The following is a 17,597-nucleotide window of genomic DNA, read 5'->3' on the forward strand; positions in this document are numbered from 1 at the left end:
TGACCTTAGGCAACAAACAGAAGCTTCCTTATACACATTATATGCCAAAAGTGTATAAGAAAGCTTGGGTATATATTCGGAATATTTGAAATATAACGATGGTACGAAATTACTATTTTCTTCCAGTGATCGATTCGAAGTGAAATGGACTGTTTAAAATGACCTACTCTACTTCTCCCAGAGTCATTACTTGCATAAAATCAGCCCTGAATTTTTTATAATTAAAACGTAATGCTATACGGTCTAATGTCTCGACCGGCTCATCCTCTGGCTTCGGACGAAAATCAGCAATACTTTGTCCTTTTGTTGTTCCAAATGTCTCGACTTCTACTCTACGTCTTGCATATTGGACAATGGATGGATTTACAAGCGCACTTAATGCAACGACGTCATGAAGTGGTGTCCCTTGGATCCCAGGTTCATTTTTCTTATACGCTTCAAAATAATACTCAAAAATAGGTCTGATTAAATTTCGATAAGGATTTTTGGTTCCTGCTTTTTCGATTTGATCTACCATATCTGGAGTCAAGAGTGCTTCAGAAGTAATGTTAAGTGGGAATATGGAAAGATTCTTTGCATGTTCCACGACATAATTTGATGCGATAGGATCTCCGTAAAAGTTCGCTTCAGCTACTGGTGTCACATTACCAGGTACTAGGAAAGCACCTCCCATAATATAATAGCCTTTTACTTTTTCCATAATTTCCCCACCTAGGTTAAAGGCAATGGCAAGGGATGTGGACCTTCCGACATCGACAATATAGATTTCATTTTCATAGCGTTCAATAATCGTAAAGATTTCGTCAAAATTTAATAACTCTGTCGTCTGCAATGTTTCAGGAGGTTGAATTGGTCCGAGTCCTTCTTCCCCATGTATTTCTGGATAAAAAGGAATGAATTCCCCAGACAGCGGTCCAGTTGCACCTGCAATAATTGGGATATCTGTTTTGTCAGCCAATGACATTAAATAGCCTACATTTTGGATCGCTTGTTCTTGTGTCACATTCCCATAGCTTGGAACAATCCCAACAATTTCAAGTTTTGGATTGAGTAATCCGTACATGATGGCAAGGGAGTCATCTATTCCTGGGTCCCCAAAAAAGAGTACTTTTACTGTCATCTTTCGTCCCTCTCCTCCCATTTTTTTCATATCCTAACTCAATATATGAGAAAAATAATTCTCACATACCCACTTCGTTAGCTCCACAGCATAAATGCGAAAAAACACCCACTAAATTGAACTGCCCCCTGTCAAGTAGACAGTGGAAATAATAAAATGCATCTTAAGCGGCTTTAGCTCTGTATTCAACAGGGCTAAGGCCGTTTAGTCTTTCTTGATATCTTTCATAATTATAGAAGTAGATGTACTCATCAATTGCTTTCGAAAGATCTTCAAATGTCTCATACCTATGTAAATAATACTTCTCGCATTTGAGGGTTCCCCAAAACGACTCCATTGGTCCATTATCAATACATTTTCCTACACGAGACATACTATGTGTCATTCCTGTTTGATCCAGCCTTCTTTTAAACCCATGAGAAGTGTACTGGAATCCACGGTCACTATGGATCAGTGGATGTTCCCCATTTAATTGACCAAGTGCTTCATCAAGGGTTTTAAATACAAGTTTATTATTATTGGAATGTCCTAAAACATAGCTAATAATCGAACCATCATACAAATCCAAAATGGCACTTAAATAAGCCTTACGTGATGAACCATATTTGAACTCGGTAACGTCCGTTACCCATTTCTCATTTGGCTTTTCAGCTGTAAATTCACGATTCAATACATTATCTGTAATGTGTTGTGGGGTGGATCGCTGATATTGCGGTCTCTTCCTCCGTATCACAGATTGAATTCCTGTAATATTCATAAGTCTAAAGATACGTTTATGATTATATTTATGATTAAATAATCTATTGATATTTAAGGTCATTCGACGATATCCATAGATGCCCTCCACTTTTTTATGAAGATTCTTCATTTCCTTTACGATTTTTATGTTCTCCAGTTCTCGGGTAGAAGGCTGACGTTTCAACCATTTATAATAGCCAGCACGTGAAACTCCTGCGATATCGCACAGTAAAACGATACTTAGATTTTCATTCTCATAAAGTTCCTTGATTGCCACATACTTATCTTCATATCTTACTTGGTTTATTTTTGCCTCCTTTCGATCTCCTCTAACTTTTTTAAGAAAGCATTTTCTGCACGTAAACGCTCATTCTCTTTTTCGATTCGACGCATCTCTAACTTCATTTTTTCTTCTGAAGTTAACTCTTCTTCACTCTTGGTTCGTCCTCGTCGGTCCTTTAAGGCATCCCATCCACCAGCTTCATATTTACGTACCCATTGATATATCTGTTGATAAGATACTTTATGATCCTCGGCAGTTTGATGGTAATTCTTTTCATTCGCCAAAGCATCTTGTACAATCTCAATTCGTTCCTTCCAAGTTGTCTTTCTTCCTTTAGTCATAGAGCCTGATCTCCTTTTTCCCGTATCATTTAATTCTCTATGACCATTATACTTCTTTAGCCACTGACGAAGAGTGGAATCACTCGGAATTTCATATTTTCTTGTAACTTCTCGAAGAGAGTAGTCCCCACTTAAATAATCCTTAACGGCTTTCAATTTAAGTTCCTTCGAATATTTCCTCCAGGACGATGACTCTTTTAACCCTTCGATCCCATACTTTTCATATTTGTATATCCAATCATAAATGGATGTATGTTGCACATTATAAATGGATTCTAATTCGGCCAATGAATGAGTACCATTTTCTAAGGCTTTGATTACCTTAAACTTTTCTTCTAAAGAACGTGCTCTTTTGGACATAAAAATACTCCCCCTAAAATAAGCAGATTTTTATTTTTTAACCTGTCTACTTTAAGGGGAGCATATCAAATAGTGAGTGTTTCTAACGTGAGTTATTTTGCAAAACGATGATTCCCAATAACAGTTGTTACTTCTCTTGAGAACATGAATTCATTTGATGTCTTATCTGGATTAAAGAAGAACAATGATCCTTTTCCTTGACCACGGAAAGTAAGAGCCTCGTCTACAGCTCGTTTGGCTTCATCATCAGCTGGTTGGTTAATTGAACCGTCTAATACAGGGCTAAATGCATATGAGCCACCTGCTGCTTTCTCATAGATTACCTCTTTAATCGAATTTGGAAAATCAGGTGAATCTACACGGTTTAATACCACTGTAGCCACAGCTACCTTTCCTGCGTATGGCTCACCCTTGCTTTCTGCGTGCACAAGTCTAGCGAGCAATTCTTTTTCTTCTTTTGATATTGATTCAGGAATTTCAAGTTCTTCTCCTGGATAAATCACATCACTTGTTCGATTGTTTACTTCCTTTAAATCCAATACAGACACACCATACTCCATACCTAAATTCCAGAATGTATCGCCTTTTTCAACAGTGTGAGTTGCTGCCGATGCACTCACGCTAGTTCCTAATAATGTAAATGCTAATGCTGTTGCAATTCCAATCTTCTTCATGTTTTTCATCTTGTACGTCCTCCTAGTAGTCGTTGTTTTTTAGTCTACTAGAAGAGTAACAGCTGTAATATTTCGTTTCATTGTCCAATAATTGGTAGATTACGAGAGTCTTTATGACACCTCAATTTACATTCTATATGGAAAAATTGACCTGCCTTTTATTTTCCCCTAAATACTGGATATAAAGGCAAATTACGGGGTGAATTTTACAAACATCTCAATCATGTAATAGAGATTTTCTTCCTATTACGGGGATTCATAAACGAACAAAAAAAGGTAAGCCACGATCATACGGCTTACCATGTTTGTTTCAACTAAATCATTGCCACTTTTTCAGCGGTCGAGATATGACCTGATTTTTGCACCTTTGTCTCCAAATATTTTTTATTGTAGTCAGAGATGTCTCCCCATAATGGGATATGTGTGTCAGATAATAGGCCATGTTCTTGTAACGCGGCTAATTTTTTTGGATTATTTGTAATCAATGTTACTGGCTTAGCACGTAACTCAGTTAGTACACGAATAGCATCCTCATAGTTGCGGCTATCATCCTTAAAGCCAAGTTCAAGATTTGCTTCTACGGTATCAAACCCTTCTTCTTGAAGAATGTACGCTAGGGATTTTGAAAATAATCCAATTCCACGTCCCTCATGATTGGCTAAATAAAAGAGAGCGCCACAGCCATTTGACACAATCATTCTCATGGATTCACGCAATTGGAAACCACAATCACAACGTTTACTTCCAAAAATATCGCCTGTATGACAAATACTGTGCATCCTAATTAATGCTTCATTTTCCGTATCAAAATCACCGTATACAAGGACAGATGATTGTTGCATTTCTGCTAAAGGCATATGAGCCATTGAATCTAATAGTTCCTCTTTACTCATTTCACCTTCAACACGTAACCATGTATACCATTTAAACGTCACGACTTGATCATCTAATTGAACAGGTAAAGTTACCGGCCCAACTAAACAGATATCCTGCTCACCAGGCTTTTGAATCAATTTCATTTTATTTAAAAGAAGGCCCTTTGCCTTTTCTGTAACCATTTCTTTTCTCCCTTTCTTACTGAACTCTCTGTTTTTGAAAGTATAGTATTTTTTAAAAAGGGAGGTCAAGCAATTGACACTGTCATCCTTTTTAAGAAAAAACTCTATCTATATCTTTTCAGCATGATACCCCAGCTTTTTCAATAAGACCATCATTTCCTCTTTTTCAGCATCAGTTATACCACCAACGATTTCTTCAATGGATTGTTGATGCTTTGGAAAAATGGAATCCATAAATTGTTTACCTTCTTCAGTAATGGATGCCCAAGTAACACGTCGGTCCTTAGGACAAGGTTTGCGCATAAGGTAATTCTTTTTTTCGAGTTTATCCACAACATATGTTATACTTCCACTCGATAACAAGACCTTCTTCCCAATATGTTGAATTGGTTGGTCCCCTTTATGATAAAGAAGTTCTAACACAGCAAATTCAGTTAAATTTAATCCGTATCCTTTTACATCCTCTTCTACCCGCTCATTTACTGATCGGAATGCCCTAGATAGTATGACAAAAAATTTTAAGGAGAGGTTAGGAACATCAATTGATTCTTTTGTTTCCATATGATCCACCCTTTTTCGTTATCTCGAATTCAAGATAATTTTACTAAATTTTTGTATTCCTTGTCAACCTTTCAAGTGAGTCATAGGTCCTGCTAACTCCTAGCTACTTCCATGTATTGATACAGCACTTCTCCTCCATGACGAGCGATTCCGCGAAAATGCTTAAAATCTTCCCGTTTCACTAGGACATTGCGAAACTCTAGGAATTGCTCTTTTTTCACTAAATACTCGCTAATCTCACCATCACGTAGCTTATTTAAAATATCATGAATTGATTGTTCATCCATATGTATCACCTCATGGCTAAATTATAGTGTTTCTTATCGTTAGAAACAAGGCTAATACCCATTTATACTGGGATTTCACACACAATTTATCAATAGACATAAGATATGGTGGAAATGTCTAATAGGCATTTATTACGAAATAAAATATAAAGTCTTCAATAAAAATGAAAAATCATTCATTTTATCTTCCTATTTTTATTTACATTGCAGACTTCTATCCGAATTAAAACAAAGAAAGGTGATTTTATGAGAAATTCTCAAAATCCAATGTTTATGAATCCGAACCTTGGAAATCAACAAGGTATGCCCTCACAGCAAGGATTAGGTTATGACCCACAAGGGATGCCACAAGGGATGAATTTTCCTCAAGCAGGCTATCCTGGGGGCGCTTTTCCACCTGGAGGCGTAGCTGGTTATCCTTATCCTGTTCAACAACAAATGATGGAAGATGATTGTGGATGTGGCGGTGGCCACGACGATAATGAAGGCGTGATGTCGGCTGGATTTAATCCATATTCTCCTGGGATGGCTCCACACGGGCCACATGGACCTGGTTGTGGCTGTGGACATCATCACGGTCCAATGGCTAGTCCAGGAATGATGGGCGGTCTTGGGCCGCATGGAGCTAATGTTGCTCCTGGGATGATGGGAGGATTTGGCCCTCAAGGACCTGCAGTCGGACCAATGGGTGGTTTTGGCCCACAAGGACCTATGATGAATCCTGAAATGATGGGTCCTCAAGGCCCTGGTGCTACCCAAGGTATGATGGGTTTCGGTCCGCATGGTCCTGGATGCGGATGTGGACATCATCACGGTCCAATGGCTGGACCTGGGATGATGGGCGGTTTTGGCCCAGGAATGGGTCGATAACAAAGGGTGTCTCTTCTGAGGCACCTTTTTTGCATTGAATCCATTTTGATTTCTCCTATTAATTACGGACTCATAAAGTTCTAGTATCGTATTCTGTAAAGAAATGGATGATTATCACCTTTTTCAAAAATAGATATGAAAACGCTTTACTATTTGGTAAAAATAAGGCAAAATATAAAAAAAAGGTTTTTGAAATGGAGTCAAATTTCAGAATTTAACTTCATTTCATAGAATACGATGGAGGGCGAGAGACATGAAGATTGCGGAAATTGGAGATATTATTGAATTCAAAGATGGACTAAAAGGGATCGTGGAAAAAGTAAACGAGAACTCTGTTATCGTAGACTTAACCCTTATGTCCAATTATAGAGACCTAGATTTAGAGAGTCGTACAGTGGTTAATCATAAGAATTATAAAATTGTAACAGCCATATAAGGGAGCTATTTTAGCTCCCTTCAGACTGTTGACAAACGCTCGCATACTTCGTTGCTAGCCTCACTCGTACGCTCATGAAGGCAACTTCTATTCGCGTCTTCGATCGGTGAGCGCGCCTTGTCTGACAAGCGTTTTCAAGTCAGTCTTGGAAAGTGAATCTTACTCGTGTTTACGATAAAAATGAGTATAGACAAAGTCAAGTTTAACTTTATCTATACTCAGAAGGGAGCTATTTTAGCTCCCTTTTTATTATGATTACACACCTAAAGATTTATCCTTTGTTACTTTCGGCTGGATAGAAGTCAAAAATTTCGTTTTTGAGAAAGAATAAATAAGCAATGCCAACCAGATACATATAAATGTGATTAAATGTGTTTTCGTGAACTGTTCACCGTATAAGAAGACCCCTAATAGTAAACTAATTGTCGGTGCAATGTACTGAATGAATCCGACCGTAGACAGTGGAATTCGATTTGCGCCGGACGCAAACCAGAGTAACGGTAATGCTGTCACGACCCCAGCTCCCATCAGTAATAGCCGCACATCAACAGATGCTCCTGTAAAAGAATCTACTCCACTATTGTATAAATATCCTAGATATATAAGAGCAATTGGCGCAATAATCATTGTTTCCATTGCTAAACCAAGTAAAGAATCAAGCTTTGCAAGCTTTTTCGTGAGACCATAAAAGCCAAAACTCAGTGCGAGGGTAAAAGCGACCCACGGAAAGCTTCCGTATTGAATGGTTAGAATTAGTACCCCTACTCCAGCTAACGCAAATGAAACTCCTTGCCAAAACAATAAACGTTCCTTAAGAACGAAAATACCTAAAAGAACACTAACTAACGGATTGATATAATACCCAAGGCTTGCATCAATGATATGATCCGTATTGACTGCCCAAATATACGTTGCCCAGTTGATTGTAATAAGTATGGACGATGCAATAATTCCGAACAATTTGATCTTGTTTTTGACAATCTCTTTCAAACTAGTTACTAATTGCATCCCTTTCTTTGAAACTAATATAATACCTAGTACAAACACAAGTGACCACACAATGCGATGTGCAAGAATTTCAATCGCGGAGACTTCATCAATTAATTTCCAATAGAGAGGCAATACTCCCCACGTAATATACGCAATCACTGCGTATAAAACCCCAATTTTATATTCCTTGTTGTCGTTCCCCATAGAAGTTCCTTCTTTCCAATTCATTTTATCCCATTGGATAATTATATTTCGGTTTCCGATATTTCTCAATGAAAATGAATGGAAATTTATTGAATGTTGAGTTTGACTGAAGGTTGAACCCTTTGCCATAAAAGCTTGTTCCTTGTAATCCGTAATTAGACAAGCCGATGTGTGTCTCAATCAGTGTTAGATTCAGACAACCTTACCTTGATTCAACAGATATAAGTCAAAAACCAGGACGGCTTACGACAGCTTTGCATCAATCCACCAAATATAGGTCAGAATCAAGATCAATTTCCGACAACACTTACTTAAATTAGCTGTGGTAAGTCACAATAAAAAGTCTGATTGGGAATGTACTAGCTCCACTCAACATAATTATGTCAAACTGCACTAAAAATAGCGCAAGCAAAAATCTCGCGCTACTTGTGTTGTTTTATCCAGTACTCCAAAGACAGAGTACTTACTACTCTTTTGTATCTTTTCCTGCTTCTTCAGCAAGTTGTTCAAAGGATTTTACTTTACCATGAGGGTTTTGTGATTGTTTTCGTACCCTCCATTGACGTTCTTGTTGGCGTTTAGATTGTGTCATTATAGACCTCCTTCATTACATTTCTCATCTTTAGGATGGGTCGCTGAGGATAAATTATTCTAAAAAAATGAAGTACATGATAAACTGAAACTAACACGAGTCAGGATTTTTCTACATCCTCTACTGATTGTTAACATGGATCAAAATGAGGTTAGAACCGACGCTTGAAAAAATGACGTTCTCCGTCATTGTTCTTATAATCGATTACTCATGGAATGTGGATCTCTACGAATTTTTTGTAGGGAGATTTTCTGCTCGTTCATACTGTAAAATCATCTTTAAAAAGAGGCTTTAATATGCAAAACCGTTTTATTCAATTATTTATACTCGTACATATTCTGTTGGCGATTAGTTTTTTGACAGACCTTCCATTTTGGATTTTGTTTACAATCTCCTTTTTCCTTTTAACCGTTGCAGCCATTCGATACGGGACATTTGATAAGGTGCCTATTTCAGTAACAAACTGCTTACTAGCAATCGCTTCTGGGATTTTGATGTATGGTCTGTTTTTGTTTGGAAAATTAGCTTCAGAATTCTTATTTCCAACACAATTAGCTGATGTTGCTGCTTTATATATGAAAATCCAGCCACACCATACTTGGCAATATGTTTCACTATTCCTACTCATCATTCCAGGTGAGGAATTGTTTTGGCGGGGCTACATCCAGAAATATGTTGAGGGGAAGGTTCAAAATAAACAACTCGTCATCATTATTTCATCATTTTTATATACATCTGCGAACATCTATACTTTAAATCCGCTTTTCTTGCTTGCTACATTTGCAGGAGGAGTCGTCTGGGGAACTTTATATTTGTGGAAACGAAATATTTTTTTAGTCATCCTTTCTCATCTTGTGTTCAATCTATTTTTACTTGTACTTTTCCCTATTTTTTAAAAAAGGGCATAACATATTAAAAAGGAGATCAAAAGACAGACCCCTTTCGATCTCCTTGTCTTTACTCTTTATACGTGTCTCTCTTTTTGAGGTTGCCTACCGAATCTCTTTATTTCTTAGAATTTCTCATCGGCTTTGCTAACAAAATTAATATGATCAAACTCATATATCCGAATAACGGATATAAAAACGAAATTAATGAGCCATATCCTAGCTGACTAATTACATATGCGATAGAAAGAATGAAAAAGATGATCACGACAGATGGTAGTTTAATCACATTTTTCAATTGTCGTTCAAGTCCAAATAAATTTCCAATCACAGAGGTGAAGATCTCACCATAAATCACAATAATGTATAACCAATAAAACGCCATCATGAAGTTTTTCATTACTTCGGCCATTGGGATTTCAAAACTTTCAAGATTCGGTAATACCGATAAGGAAATATGGCTTGTTACTAATATCAGACATAAAGCACCACCACCAATAAAGCCGCCCCATCTTAATGTTTTTTCATGTTCAATTTCTTTTGCAAGCGGAACAAGAACTGGCATCGCCATCGTTAGATTAAAAGCTGAATATAAAAATGGTGAAATCATCCACTTAAAACTTTGGGACTCCATTTCGGGCACACTCAGAATTCGAGTTGCATCTACAGATATTACCTCTACTGCTAGCACAACACTAAAGAAAATCATAATGGGCACAACAAACATATTTACACCAAACAACCCTTTAACTCCAAATGTTAATACAAAAATCGATAATGCACTCGTCAAAAGAATACCCAACTGATAAGACAGACCCAACTGCTCATAAAAAACAGCTCCCGCACCTGAAAGCATGACAGACGTAACGCCAATCAACACAAGAAGCATAAGCGCATTTACCAGTAAAGCTATTTTTTTCCCAAATAAATATTCATTAAATTCCTTATATGAGCTTGCTTGAATTCGATTTGCAATGATCATGATCTTTGTTCCTAACCAAATAAATAAAAAACCGCTAATGCCAATTCCGACCAAACCGAACACACTGTACTGGGTAAAAAATTCAACGATTTCTTTACCTGTTGCAAATCCCGCTCCAACAATTGTTCCGACATAGACAGCTCCAATTTGGAAAGCTGCTCCCCATTTTCCTCGCACGAATAGCCACCTCATTATTTGTCTGTGTTTGAGGTTGTTCAAATAGTCCTGTAAAAATGACACTCATTGTGGAACTTCGACTAAGTACCAAGCGTGCTATGTCAAACATCGAAGTCACCTCATCCTACGGAAACTTGTTAGCATGCTTTTTGAGTTCCTTTGAAAAGGAAAACACCTTTCACAGCTGCTTACGTATGAACAGCACTCAAAGCTGCACTGCCTCACACTTTCGACGCACAGGATGTACTAGTGTCGACAAGACATTAGACGTGAAGTTTTGTCGACGCGGTCTTTTTATCTCCTATTTGAACACTCACTTTTACTTGATGTATATGTACAAGATCTTGAAATAAGACGAGCTATTCTTTTTCGTTCTTTTGGAAAAAATTTCAGGGGCTTTTCACTTGAAAGTCAAAAAAGGTCAAAGTATAATGTAGACATAAGGTCAAAGATGGTCAAACATCACAAACAACAAATTAAGATCTGCGAAAAGTAGGCTACAAAGACGTTGCTACAGAATGTGGCATTAGTCTTTGATCTCAAATTAGTCAAAGATAGTCAAAATTTCAAGGAGGTATTTGCTTATGTATTGTCAATCATGTAATAAGAATGAAGCTACTATTCAATTACACGTACAATTTAACCATGAAAAACGACAAATTCACCTTTGCAGTGAGTGTTTTGCGAAGGAGAAGAACAACATGAAAATACCTTCAGGAATGTCTGGATTTCCAAATTTCACATTTGATGATCTCTTTAAAGGGAATGCTTTTGGACATCAAATGGGATTTAACCAACAACAAACACAACCAAAACACGGTGGAAATGGCGGAGGTCTTCTTGACCAATTCGGTCGAAACCTTACACAAATGGCGAAAGCTGGTCTGATTGATCCAGTAATTGGCCGTGATGAAGAAATCAACCGTGTCATTGAAATTCTAAACCGACGTAATAAAAACAACCCTGTTCTTATTGGAGAGCCTGGTGTTGGTAAAACCGCGATAGCAGAAGGTTTGGCTTTACAAATTGCTGAAGGTAAAGCGCCAAGTAAGCTTTCAAATAAAATTGTATATCTATTAGATGTTGCTTCCCTTGTGGCGAACACTGGTATTCGTGGCCAATTTGAAGACCGCATGAAGCAGTTAATTGCTGAACTTCAAAAGCGTAAAAACGTGATTCTCTTTATTGATGAAATTCACCTTTTAGTTGGCGCGGGTTCAGCTGAAGGTTCAATGGATGCAGGTAATATTTTAAAACCAGCCCTTGCACGTGGTGAACTTCAAGTTGTAGGAGCAACCACTTTGAATGAATATCGTCAAATTGAAAAAGATGCTGCATTAGAGCGTCGCTTCCAACCAGTCATTGTGGAAGAACCAAGCATTGACGAAGCGATTCAGATTCTTGAAGGAATAAAAGGAAAATATGAAGATTTCCATGGAGTAAAATATACAGATGAAGCCATTCATGCTTGTGTAACATTATCTCAACGTTACATTCAAGACCGCTTCTTACCTGATAAAGCAATCGACTTGCTAGATGAAGCAGGTTCAAAAATGAATCTATTATCAGGTGGTGCAAATCCTAAGGATATTGAAGAAGAACTTGCTAAGATTGCAGCTGAAAAAGAAAAAGCTGCTGGAGAAGAAAACTATGAACTCGCAGCAAAACTTCGTCACCAAGAAATTCTTCTTGAAAAACAATTAAATCAACCTGAAAATAAAGAAGAAGCAATTGTTGACGTTGCAAACATTCAACAAATCGTTGAAAAGAAAACAGGGATCCCTGTTGGTAAACTTCAAGAAAACGAACAGCAAAAAATGAAATATCTTGCTGAGAACCTTGCGAAAAAAGTAATTGGACAAGAGGAAGCCGTTACGAAAGTTGCAAAAGCGGTTCGTCGTAGCCGTGCTGGATTAAAAGCAAAATCTCGCCCAATTGGTTCGTTCCTTTTCGTTGGACCAACTGGTGTTGGTAAAACAGAATTAACAAAAACACTTGCAGAGGAACTATTCGGTTCTAAAGATGCAATGGTACGTCTCGATATGAGTGAATATATGGAAAAACACTCTGTCTCTAAAATCATCGGCTCACCCCCTGGATATGTAGGACATGAGGAAGCAGGTCAACTTACTGAAAAGGTTCGCCGCAACCCATATAGTATCATCCTACTGGACGAAATTGAAAAAGCACACCCAGATGTTCAACATATGTTCCTACAAATATTGGAGGATGGGCGCCTAACAGATAGTCAGGGACGTACAGTAAGTTTCAAAGACACCGTCATTATTATGACAAGTAATGCTGGTGTTGGTCATAGGAAAATTACAGTCGGTTTTGAAAATACTGAAACGGATGCATATAAAGAATCAAACATCCTTGATTCACTAGGATCGTTCTTCAAGCCAGAATTCTTAAATAGATTTGATGCGATTATTGAATTCAAACAGCTTGATAAAGAACACCTGTTACAAATTGTCGACCTCATGTTACACGAACTTGAAACAGTTCTGAAAGAACAAGAAGTAACGCTAACAGTTGACGATACTGCAAAACAAAAATTAGCTGAACTTGGTTACCACCCTGCTTTTGGTGCACGCCCATTACGCCGTGTCATCCAAGAACAGCTTGAGGACCAAATTACAGATATACTTTTAGAAAATGAAAACCAGACAAACCTGAATGTAACAGTTGAAGACAATAAAATTGTTGTAAAATAATTAAGAATGCAGAGCCACAAAGGCTCTGCATTTTTTATATGGATTTCGTCTCCAATTCATTTACGTTAATCGGTACTTTTCGATTTGAATACATACTGTGTAGAACCATGCCCAGTGCAATCATGATCATCCCAATAAAGGAATAGAGCGTTGGAAGCGATGTACGTAAAAAAAGCACCTCGCCGAATATCACAAAGATGATTTGAATAGCCTGAGTGGCTTCAACTGCGGCTAGTTTCGTTTGGTCATGCTTTACCATTTCTGTTGCAAAAAAGAATAGAACCGTTGCAATAACTCCAGAAGAAATACCGACTATAAATGACTGAATCACTTGACTCATACTCGGTAGTCCAACCGTCACACCACCAACTCCAGCTATAATCAACCAGAACGGAGTTGAAGCCAGTGTCATCCCGAGAACGCGCTGAAAGGTATCAAACTCATTTTTACAATGTTCCATCATCTTTCGATTCCCTAGTGGATATGCAAAAGCAGCTAGTACAACAGGAAGTATTCCGACAAAAAGCATTTCGGTTCCAATGCCCCCCTCCGCTTCCTGAAGTTGAATCAACATAATTCCAACAAAAATAAAAATCGAAAAAATGAGACCTTTCACAGGTATCTTTTCACGGACTTGTTGCAAACCATTTTTTGTTTCTACTGTTTTATAGAAAAATGGGACAATAAGTAGTCCTGCGATAATAACAAATTGCCATGTTCCCGCAACCAACCAACCTGGACCTGATGCTGCTGCAAAGGTAAGTGGTGCATAAAACAACCCAAATCCTATCGTACTCCATAGTATCCATTTAATAGGATTGCTTTTGAGTTCTCGTAGCAGTTCCTTCAGATTCCCACGGATAAGAACAATACCAAGTAAAAATGGTAGCATTGAAAAATATCTCAACGAAGAACTCCAAAGCCAACTGCCGCCAGATAGTTCCATTGATCGATTCAAAATAAATGTAACTGCAAAAAACAGTGATGAAACAATTCCAATAAGTATTGCTTTCATTACCAATACCCCTTCACCGAAAGACTAAGGTTTAAAACAATAAACATCCTCATCTACAAAGCCTTTTATGATTTCACCTGTTTTTCTAAATCCCGCTTTCGTATACACATGGATGGCCGCTTTGTTTGATGGAATGACCGATAAATAAATCTCATCGCAATAAGGCAATGTCCTATACATCTCCGAAATAATGGCCTTTACTGCAGCGGTTCCATAGCCTTTCCCTTGATACTTATAATCAATCATAATTCTACTTAGTTCAAAACGATTACGCTCATTTTCAAGGCCATACATGGTAAACCCAATTAGTTGTGTTCCAGCGTAAATCGCCTTTGTGACCCAATCTGGTTGGACTTTTGCCTGGGCAAGCGAAAACACATTTGAAGCAATCCATTTTTCAAATAAAGTAAATGGCTTATCCTCAGATTTCAATTGAATAACATCCAGTAAATTATCCATCGTAACATCACGTAAAATAATATTTTTCATTTACCCTACCCCCGATTTTAAAAAAGCAAGGCGCGCACCAATTGGTGATAAGAAGACAAGCTCTGACAAAAGTGCAATGCTGCGTTCAGAAGCGAATAGCTTGAGACCTCGAACCAATGGCACCTGTAGCTAAACATGCCTAGGAGGAGAATTTTTATTTTTTCCTTTTTCAAGTAAAAATGGCGGTTTGGTAAACCAAAGGTGATTTCCTCTCCTCGGTCTTACTTTCTTACCAATCATCAGGTTTTTCACATAAAATCTTCTGTCACGAGCCTAAGGCTGAAGGGTGTCTTTTTGCAAATTAAATAAGAAATAATATTGTGAATACTCATTTTACCATAAAGACTTGCTCTGCTTTTACTATAAATCCTTCATGTTTTAGTCTACTTTGTAGAAGTTTATTAGTTAAGGAAATATTCGCTGCTGTTCTTACAATATTAAGGGCCGATGGTCCATAGACAATCTGTAGAAGATTGCTAACAATATCCTCACTATGATCATGTGAAGGTTCTGCTTCACATTGTAAAAGAACGATGGTTTGTAAGACACCCTCGTCATTAAACACTCTTTTAAAAATTGCATATCCAACAATCGTTTCATTTTCATCCAACGCAAGTATTGATTCTCCGTCACGAACACTGTTCCATTGTGTTTGCCAAGGAATCAACTCTTGATAAAACGGAACATGAGAAACATCAATTGGAATACCTTTTATATAAGTAAATGAATTATTCTTTGATAAAAATGCGTCTTTTGATAATTCACCTTTATGCTGTAAATGAACCAATTCATCGACTGTTTTATAGCCGTATTTTTCATATAGGGAGATGGCTTTCTTATTCCCCTTAACTGCTTCCAGTGTTGCAATATCTACATTTTCTTCTTCATAGATTGCTAGAGCTGCTTCAATTAATTTTTTACTGACCCCCTTGCCTCTATATTCAGGATCAACACCTGTGCCACCATTCCATGCAACTTTCTTTCCATTAATAAGGCGAATCCCATTTAATATCAGTCCAACAGGTCGATTTCGATCATACGCAATAACTGATATCGTTGGAGAAAGCCCTTCCAAAACCATTCTCCTTGTAAATTGTTCGACCGTTGTTGTCATATCAAAAAAGTACCCTTCAAACCCTTTATTCCAGGCAATCACAACATCTGTAAGTGTACATTCAGATAAGCGTTTTATATGAATCATATGTGTATCTCCTCCACCCAATTGAAAGTAATGTAATATAATTTGGTTAATTAAACCATAATATGCCTATTCTCACAAGTAATTTCTGGAAGTTTTATATAGTTACACCCTACCCTTGAACCGGTTAAGAAGAAGCTCACTTACTGGAAGCCCTATTCCTATCACTTTATTAAAAGTTACGCAATACCACTACGCTGTACATATTCCCAATAAAATTCTCCTGTCATCTCTCATTCGTTCATCTCATATACTTGATTGAGGTGGAAAACATGTCCATGATTCCAAGAATTTTCTTATTTCTGTCCTTTTTTATCATGTTATTTAATGGCTCAGCATTAGGTTTTATTTTGTATGATGTAAGATTTGACACTTTATTTGGGTACGGTTTTTTTATTTTCACTTGTTTAGTAGGAGTCGTTTTTGCTTCGATTGCGGAAGAACCTGGTACAACGAAGAAGTTTTATTGTCGATACTGTCTTTATGGAAATTTGCTTATCGCCTTTTTTCCGCTTTATTTTCATTGGGTTTCAGACAGCATTTTCCCAGTATTAATTGAAACCTTTCTATAAGAATAATTGCGAAAGCAACTTGGATAGGTCAGACAAAATATAAAACGTTTTAACGTGAAGGTAGTTCGTTCACCTTCTAGACGAATTGGGTAGAGGTAGATAATCGAATTAATGGGTTTTAATAAATGCTCATACAACGAAAAAAGTGCCACAATATATTGTGACACTTTCTTACGTTATGCATCTTGGTCTGTTAAGATTTGTGGACCATCTTGTGTAATCGCAATTGTGTGCTCATATTGAGCAGATAGGCTGCCATCAACTGTTCGAGCTGTCCAACCGTTTTTGTCCATGGTTGACTGCCATTTTCCAACGTTGACCATTGGTTCAATTGTGAAAACCATACCTTCTTTTAATCGTAGGCCTTTATTTGGCAGACCATAGTGTAAAACTTGTGGCTCCTCATGCATAGTTGGTCCAATTCCGTGTCCAATGAAATCACGAACGACTGAAAACCCTTCGCCTTCTGTGTATGATTGGATTGCGTGACCAATGTCGCCTAGTCGGTTTCCAATAACCGCTTGTTCGATTCCTTTATACATGGCTGTTTTTGTGACATTGAGAAGCTTCTCTGCTGTTGGAGAAATTTCTCCCACACCATAAGACCATGCGGAGTCAGCAAGTGCACCACCGAGGTTCACTACCATGTCAATTGTCACGATATCTCCATTTTTTAATGGTGTTTTTCTTGGGAACCCATGACAAATTTCATCATTAATGGATGCACATGTTGCATATTTATAGCCCTTATAGCCTTTTTGTTCAGGCGTAGCACCATTCTTTTTAATAAAATCCTCTGCAAATTTGTCAATTTCAAGGCTTGTGATTCCTGGTTGAATCATCTTTTTAATTTCCTTATGACATGCAGCTAATATTTGACCTGCTTCACGCATCAACTCAATTTCTCTTTTTGTTTTTAAATGAATCATGATAACACCCTCAATTTCAATTTGATGTTTTTATTATATCCTTATTGGACATATTTTGCATAACATACGAATGAATTTAGACAATTGAAAAAAGACTGAGGAGATCTTCCCCAATCT

General features: G+C 37.5%; 18 protein-coding genes. 5 read left to right on the top strand and 13 right to left on the bottom strand.

The window, feature by feature from the left end; translation table 11 throughout:
• Nucleotides 1–163: 163 nt before the first annotated feature.
• The 6 genes from ACWPVE_RS01735 to ACWPVE_RS01760 form a co-directional block, all read right to left on the bottom strand.
• Nucleotides 164–1,120: a nucleoside hydrolase gene (locus ACWPVE_RS01735; protein WP_453990296.1), complete on the bottom strand. Its 957-nt coding sequence runs from the start codon at nucleotides 1,118–1,120 to the stop codon at nucleotides 164–166.
• A gap of 163 nt (nucleotides 1,121–1,283) precedes the next feature.
• Nucleotides 1,284–2,842, bottom strand: a protein-coding gene (locus ACWPVE_RS01740; protein ID WP_453990298.1) for an IS3 family transposase whose coding sequence is annotated in 2 segments (ribosomal slippage) — nucleotides 1,284–2,209 and nucleotides 2,209–2,842 — 1,560 coding nt in all. Because the reading frame shifts where the segments join, the coding sequence is not laid out codon by codon here.
• Between the two features lie 92 nt (nucleotides 2,843–2,934).
• Nucleotides 2,935–3,525, bottom strand: coding sequence for a cell wall hydrolase (locus ACWPVE_RS01745; RefSeq protein WP_453990300.1), 591 nt, complete (start codon nucleotides 3,523–3,525; stop codon nucleotides 2,935–2,937).
• A 305-nt stretch (nucleotides 3,526–3,830) separates the two neighbouring features.
• Nucleotides 3,831–4,574: a GTP cyclohydrolase II gene (locus tag ACWPVE_RS01750; RefSeq protein WP_453990301.1), complete on the bottom strand. Its 744-nt coding sequence runs from the start codon at nucleotides 4,572–4,574 to the stop codon at nucleotides 3,831–3,833.
• 108 nt (nucleotides 4,575–4,682) lie between these two features.
• Nucleotides 4,683–5,135: a MarR family winged helix-turn-helix transcriptional regulator gene (locus ACWPVE_RS01755; protein ID WP_453990303.1), complete on the bottom strand. Its 453-nt coding sequence runs from the start codon at nucleotides 5,133–5,135 to the stop codon at nucleotides 4,683–4,685.
• A gap of 92 nt (nucleotides 5,136–5,227) precedes the next feature.
• Complete coding sequence (locus ACWPVE_RS01760; RefSeq protein WP_453990305.1) at nucleotides 5,228–5,422, bottom strand: hypothetical protein; 195 nt, start codon at nucleotides 5,420–5,422, stop codon at nucleotides 5,228–5,230.
• Between the two features lie 246 nt (nucleotides 5,423–5,668).
• On the opposite strand from ACWPVE_RS01760, the gene ACWPVE_RS01765 reads away from it, so the two are divergent.
• Nucleotides 5,669–6,292, top strand: coding sequence for a hypothetical protein (locus ACWPVE_RS01765; RefSeq protein ID WP_453990307.1), 624 nt, complete (start codon nucleotides 5,669–5,671; stop codon nucleotides 6,290–6,292).
• Nucleotides 6,293–6,545: 253 nt separating this feature from the next.
• Nucleotides 6,546–6,728, top strand: a complete 183-nt coding sequence (locus tag ACWPVE_RS01770) for a YkvS family protein (RefSeq protein ID WP_453990309.1) — start codon at nucleotides 6,546–6,548, stop codon at nucleotides 6,726–6,728.
• A 255-nt stretch (nucleotides 6,729–6,983) separates the two neighbouring features.
• Here ACWPVE_RS01770 and rarD read toward each other — a convergent pair whose 3' ends face one another.
• The gene (gene rarD / locus ACWPVE_RS01775) at nucleotides 6,984–7,922 is read right to left on the bottom strand and encodes an EamA family transporter RarD (protein WP_453990311.1); all 939 of its coding nucleotides are present in this window, start codon (nucleotides 7,920–7,922) and stop codon (nucleotides 6,984–6,986) included.
• Between the two features lie 466 nt (nucleotides 7,923–8,388).
• Nucleotides 8,389–8,514, bottom strand: coding sequence for a DUF6254 family protein (locus tag ACWPVE_RS01780; RefSeq protein ID WP_453990313.1), 126 nt, complete (start codon nucleotides 8,512–8,514; stop codon nucleotides 8,389–8,391).
• Between the two features lie 296 nt (nucleotides 8,515–8,810).
• On the opposite strand from ACWPVE_RS01780, the gene ACWPVE_RS01785 reads away from it, so the two are divergent.
• A complete protein-coding gene (locus tag ACWPVE_RS01785) occupies nucleotides 8,811–9,410 on the top strand; it encodes a CPBP family intramembrane glutamic endopeptidase (protein ID WP_453990315.1) in 600 nt (199 codons plus the stop codon).
• Between the two features lie 109 nt (nucleotides 9,411–9,519).
• Here the strand turns inward: ACWPVE_RS01785 and ACWPVE_RS01790 are convergent, their stop codons facing one another.
• Nucleotides 9,520–10,560, bottom strand: a complete 1,041-nt coding sequence (locus ACWPVE_RS01790) for a YkvI family membrane protein (protein ID WP_453990317.1) — start codon at nucleotides 10,558–10,560, stop codon at nucleotides 9,520–9,522.
• Between the two features lie 584 nt (nucleotides 10,561–11,144).
• On the opposite strand from ACWPVE_RS01790, the gene ACWPVE_RS01795 reads away from it, so the two are divergent.
• Nucleotides 11,145–13,277: an AAA family ATPase gene (locus ACWPVE_RS01795; protein ID WP_453990319.1), complete on the top strand. Its 2,133-nt coding sequence runs from the start codon at nucleotides 11,145–11,147 to the stop codon at nucleotides 13,275–13,277.
• A gap of 34 nt (nucleotides 13,278–13,311) precedes the next feature.
• Here the strand turns inward: ACWPVE_RS01795 and ACWPVE_RS01800 are convergent, their stop codons facing one another.
• The 3 genes from ACWPVE_RS01800 to ACWPVE_RS01810 form a co-directional block, all read right to left on the bottom strand.
• Nucleotides 13,312–14,292 (bottom strand): DMT family transporter, encoded by a 981-nt coding sequence (locus ACWPVE_RS01800; protein WP_453990321.1) that lies wholly within the window; start codon nucleotides 14,290–14,292, stop codon nucleotides 13,312–13,314.
• Nucleotides 14,293–14,316: 24 nt separating this feature from the next.
• On the bottom strand, nucleotides 14,317–14,781 hold the full coding sequence (locus ACWPVE_RS01805) for a GNAT family N-acetyltransferase (protein ID WP_453990323.1): 465 nt from the start codon (nucleotides 14,779–14,781) through the stop codon (nucleotides 14,317–14,319).
• Nucleotides 14,782–15,109: 328 nt separating this feature from the next.
• A complete protein-coding gene (locus ACWPVE_RS01810) occupies nucleotides 15,110–15,982 on the bottom strand; it encodes a GNAT family N-acetyltransferase (protein ID WP_453990325.1) in 873 nt (290 codons plus the stop codon).
• 275 nt (nucleotides 15,983–16,257) lie between these two features.
• Between ACWPVE_RS01810 and ACWPVE_RS01815 the strand changes: the two genes are divergently transcribed.
• A complete protein-coding gene (locus tag ACWPVE_RS01815; protein WP_453990327.1) occupies nucleotides 16,258–16,551 on the top strand; it encodes a hypothetical protein in 294 nt (97 codons plus the stop codon).
• Nucleotides 16,552–16,727: 176 nt separating this feature from the next.
• On the opposite strand, the gene map is transcribed toward ACWPVE_RS01815, so the two are convergent.
• On the bottom strand, nucleotides 16,728–17,480 hold the full coding sequence (map, locus tag ACWPVE_RS01820) for a type I methionyl aminopeptidase (protein WP_453990329.1): 753 nt from the start codon (nucleotides 17,478–17,480) through the stop codon (nucleotides 16,728–16,730).
• Nucleotides 17,481–17,597: the final 117 nt, after the last annotated feature.

This window comes from Bacillus nitroreducens, assembly GCF_964021195.1.

Bases quoted from the DNA above. Each gene is read 5' to 3' on its own strand.
- ACWPVE_RS01735 (WP_453990296.1), bottom strand. From the start codon at position 1,120: ATGACAGTAAAAGTACTCTTTTTTGGGGACCCAGGAATAGATGACTCC.
- ACWPVE_RS01745 (WP_453990300.1), bottom strand. From the start codon at position 3,525: ATGAAAAACATGAAGAAGATTGGAATTGCAACAGCATTAGCATTTACA.
- ACWPVE_RS01750 (WP_453990301.1), bottom strand. From the start codon at position 4,574: ATGGTTACAGAAAAGGCAAAGGGCCTTCTTTTAAATAAAATGAAATTG.
- ACWPVE_RS01755 (WP_453990303.1), bottom strand. From the start codon at position 5,135: ATGGAAACAAAAGAATCAATTGATGTTCCTAACCTCTCCTTAAAATTT.
- ACWPVE_RS01760 (WP_453990305.1), bottom strand. From the start codon at position 5,422: ATGGATGAACAATCAATTCATGATATTTTAAATAAGCTACGTGATGGT.
- ACWPVE_RS01765 (WP_453990307.1), top strand. From the start codon at position 5,669: ATGAGAAATTCTCAAAATCCAATGTTTATGAATCCGAACCTTGGAAAT.
- ACWPVE_RS01770 (WP_453990309.1), top strand. From the start codon at position 6,546: ATGAAGATTGCGGAAATTGGAGATATTATTGAATTCAAAGATGGACTA.
- rarD (WP_453990311.1), bottom strand. From the start codon at position 7,922: ATGGGGAACGACAACAAGGAATATAAAATTGGGGTTTTATACGCAGTG.
- ACWPVE_RS01780 (WP_453990313.1), bottom strand. From the start codon at position 8,514: ATGACACAATCTAAACGCCAACAAGAACGTCAATGGAGGGTACGAAAA.
- ACWPVE_RS01785 (WP_453990315.1), top strand. From the start codon at position 8,811: ATGCAAAACCGTTTTATTCAATTATTTATACTCGTACATATTCTGTTG.
- ACWPVE_RS01795 (WP_453990319.1), top strand. From the start codon at position 11,145: ATGTATTGTCAATCATGTAATAAGAATGAAGCTACTATTCAATTACAC.
- ACWPVE_RS01800 (WP_453990321.1), bottom strand. From the start codon at position 14,292: ATGAAAGCAATACTTATTGGAATTGTTTCATCACTGTTTTTTGCAGTT.
- ACWPVE_RS01805 (WP_453990323.1), bottom strand. From the start codon at position 14,781: ATGAAAAATATTATTTTACGTGATGTTACGATGGATAATTTACTGGAT.
- ACWPVE_RS01810 (WP_453990325.1), bottom strand. From the start codon at position 15,982: ATGATTCATATAAAACGCTTATCTGAATGTACACTTACAGATGTTGTG.
- ACWPVE_RS01815 (WP_453990327.1), top strand. From the start codon at position 16,258: ATGATTCCAAGAATTTTCTTATTTCTGTCCTTTTTTATCATGTTATTT.
- map (WP_453990329.1), bottom strand. From the start codon at position 17,480: ATGATTCATTTAAAAACAAAAAGAGAAATTGAGTTGATGCGTGAAGCA.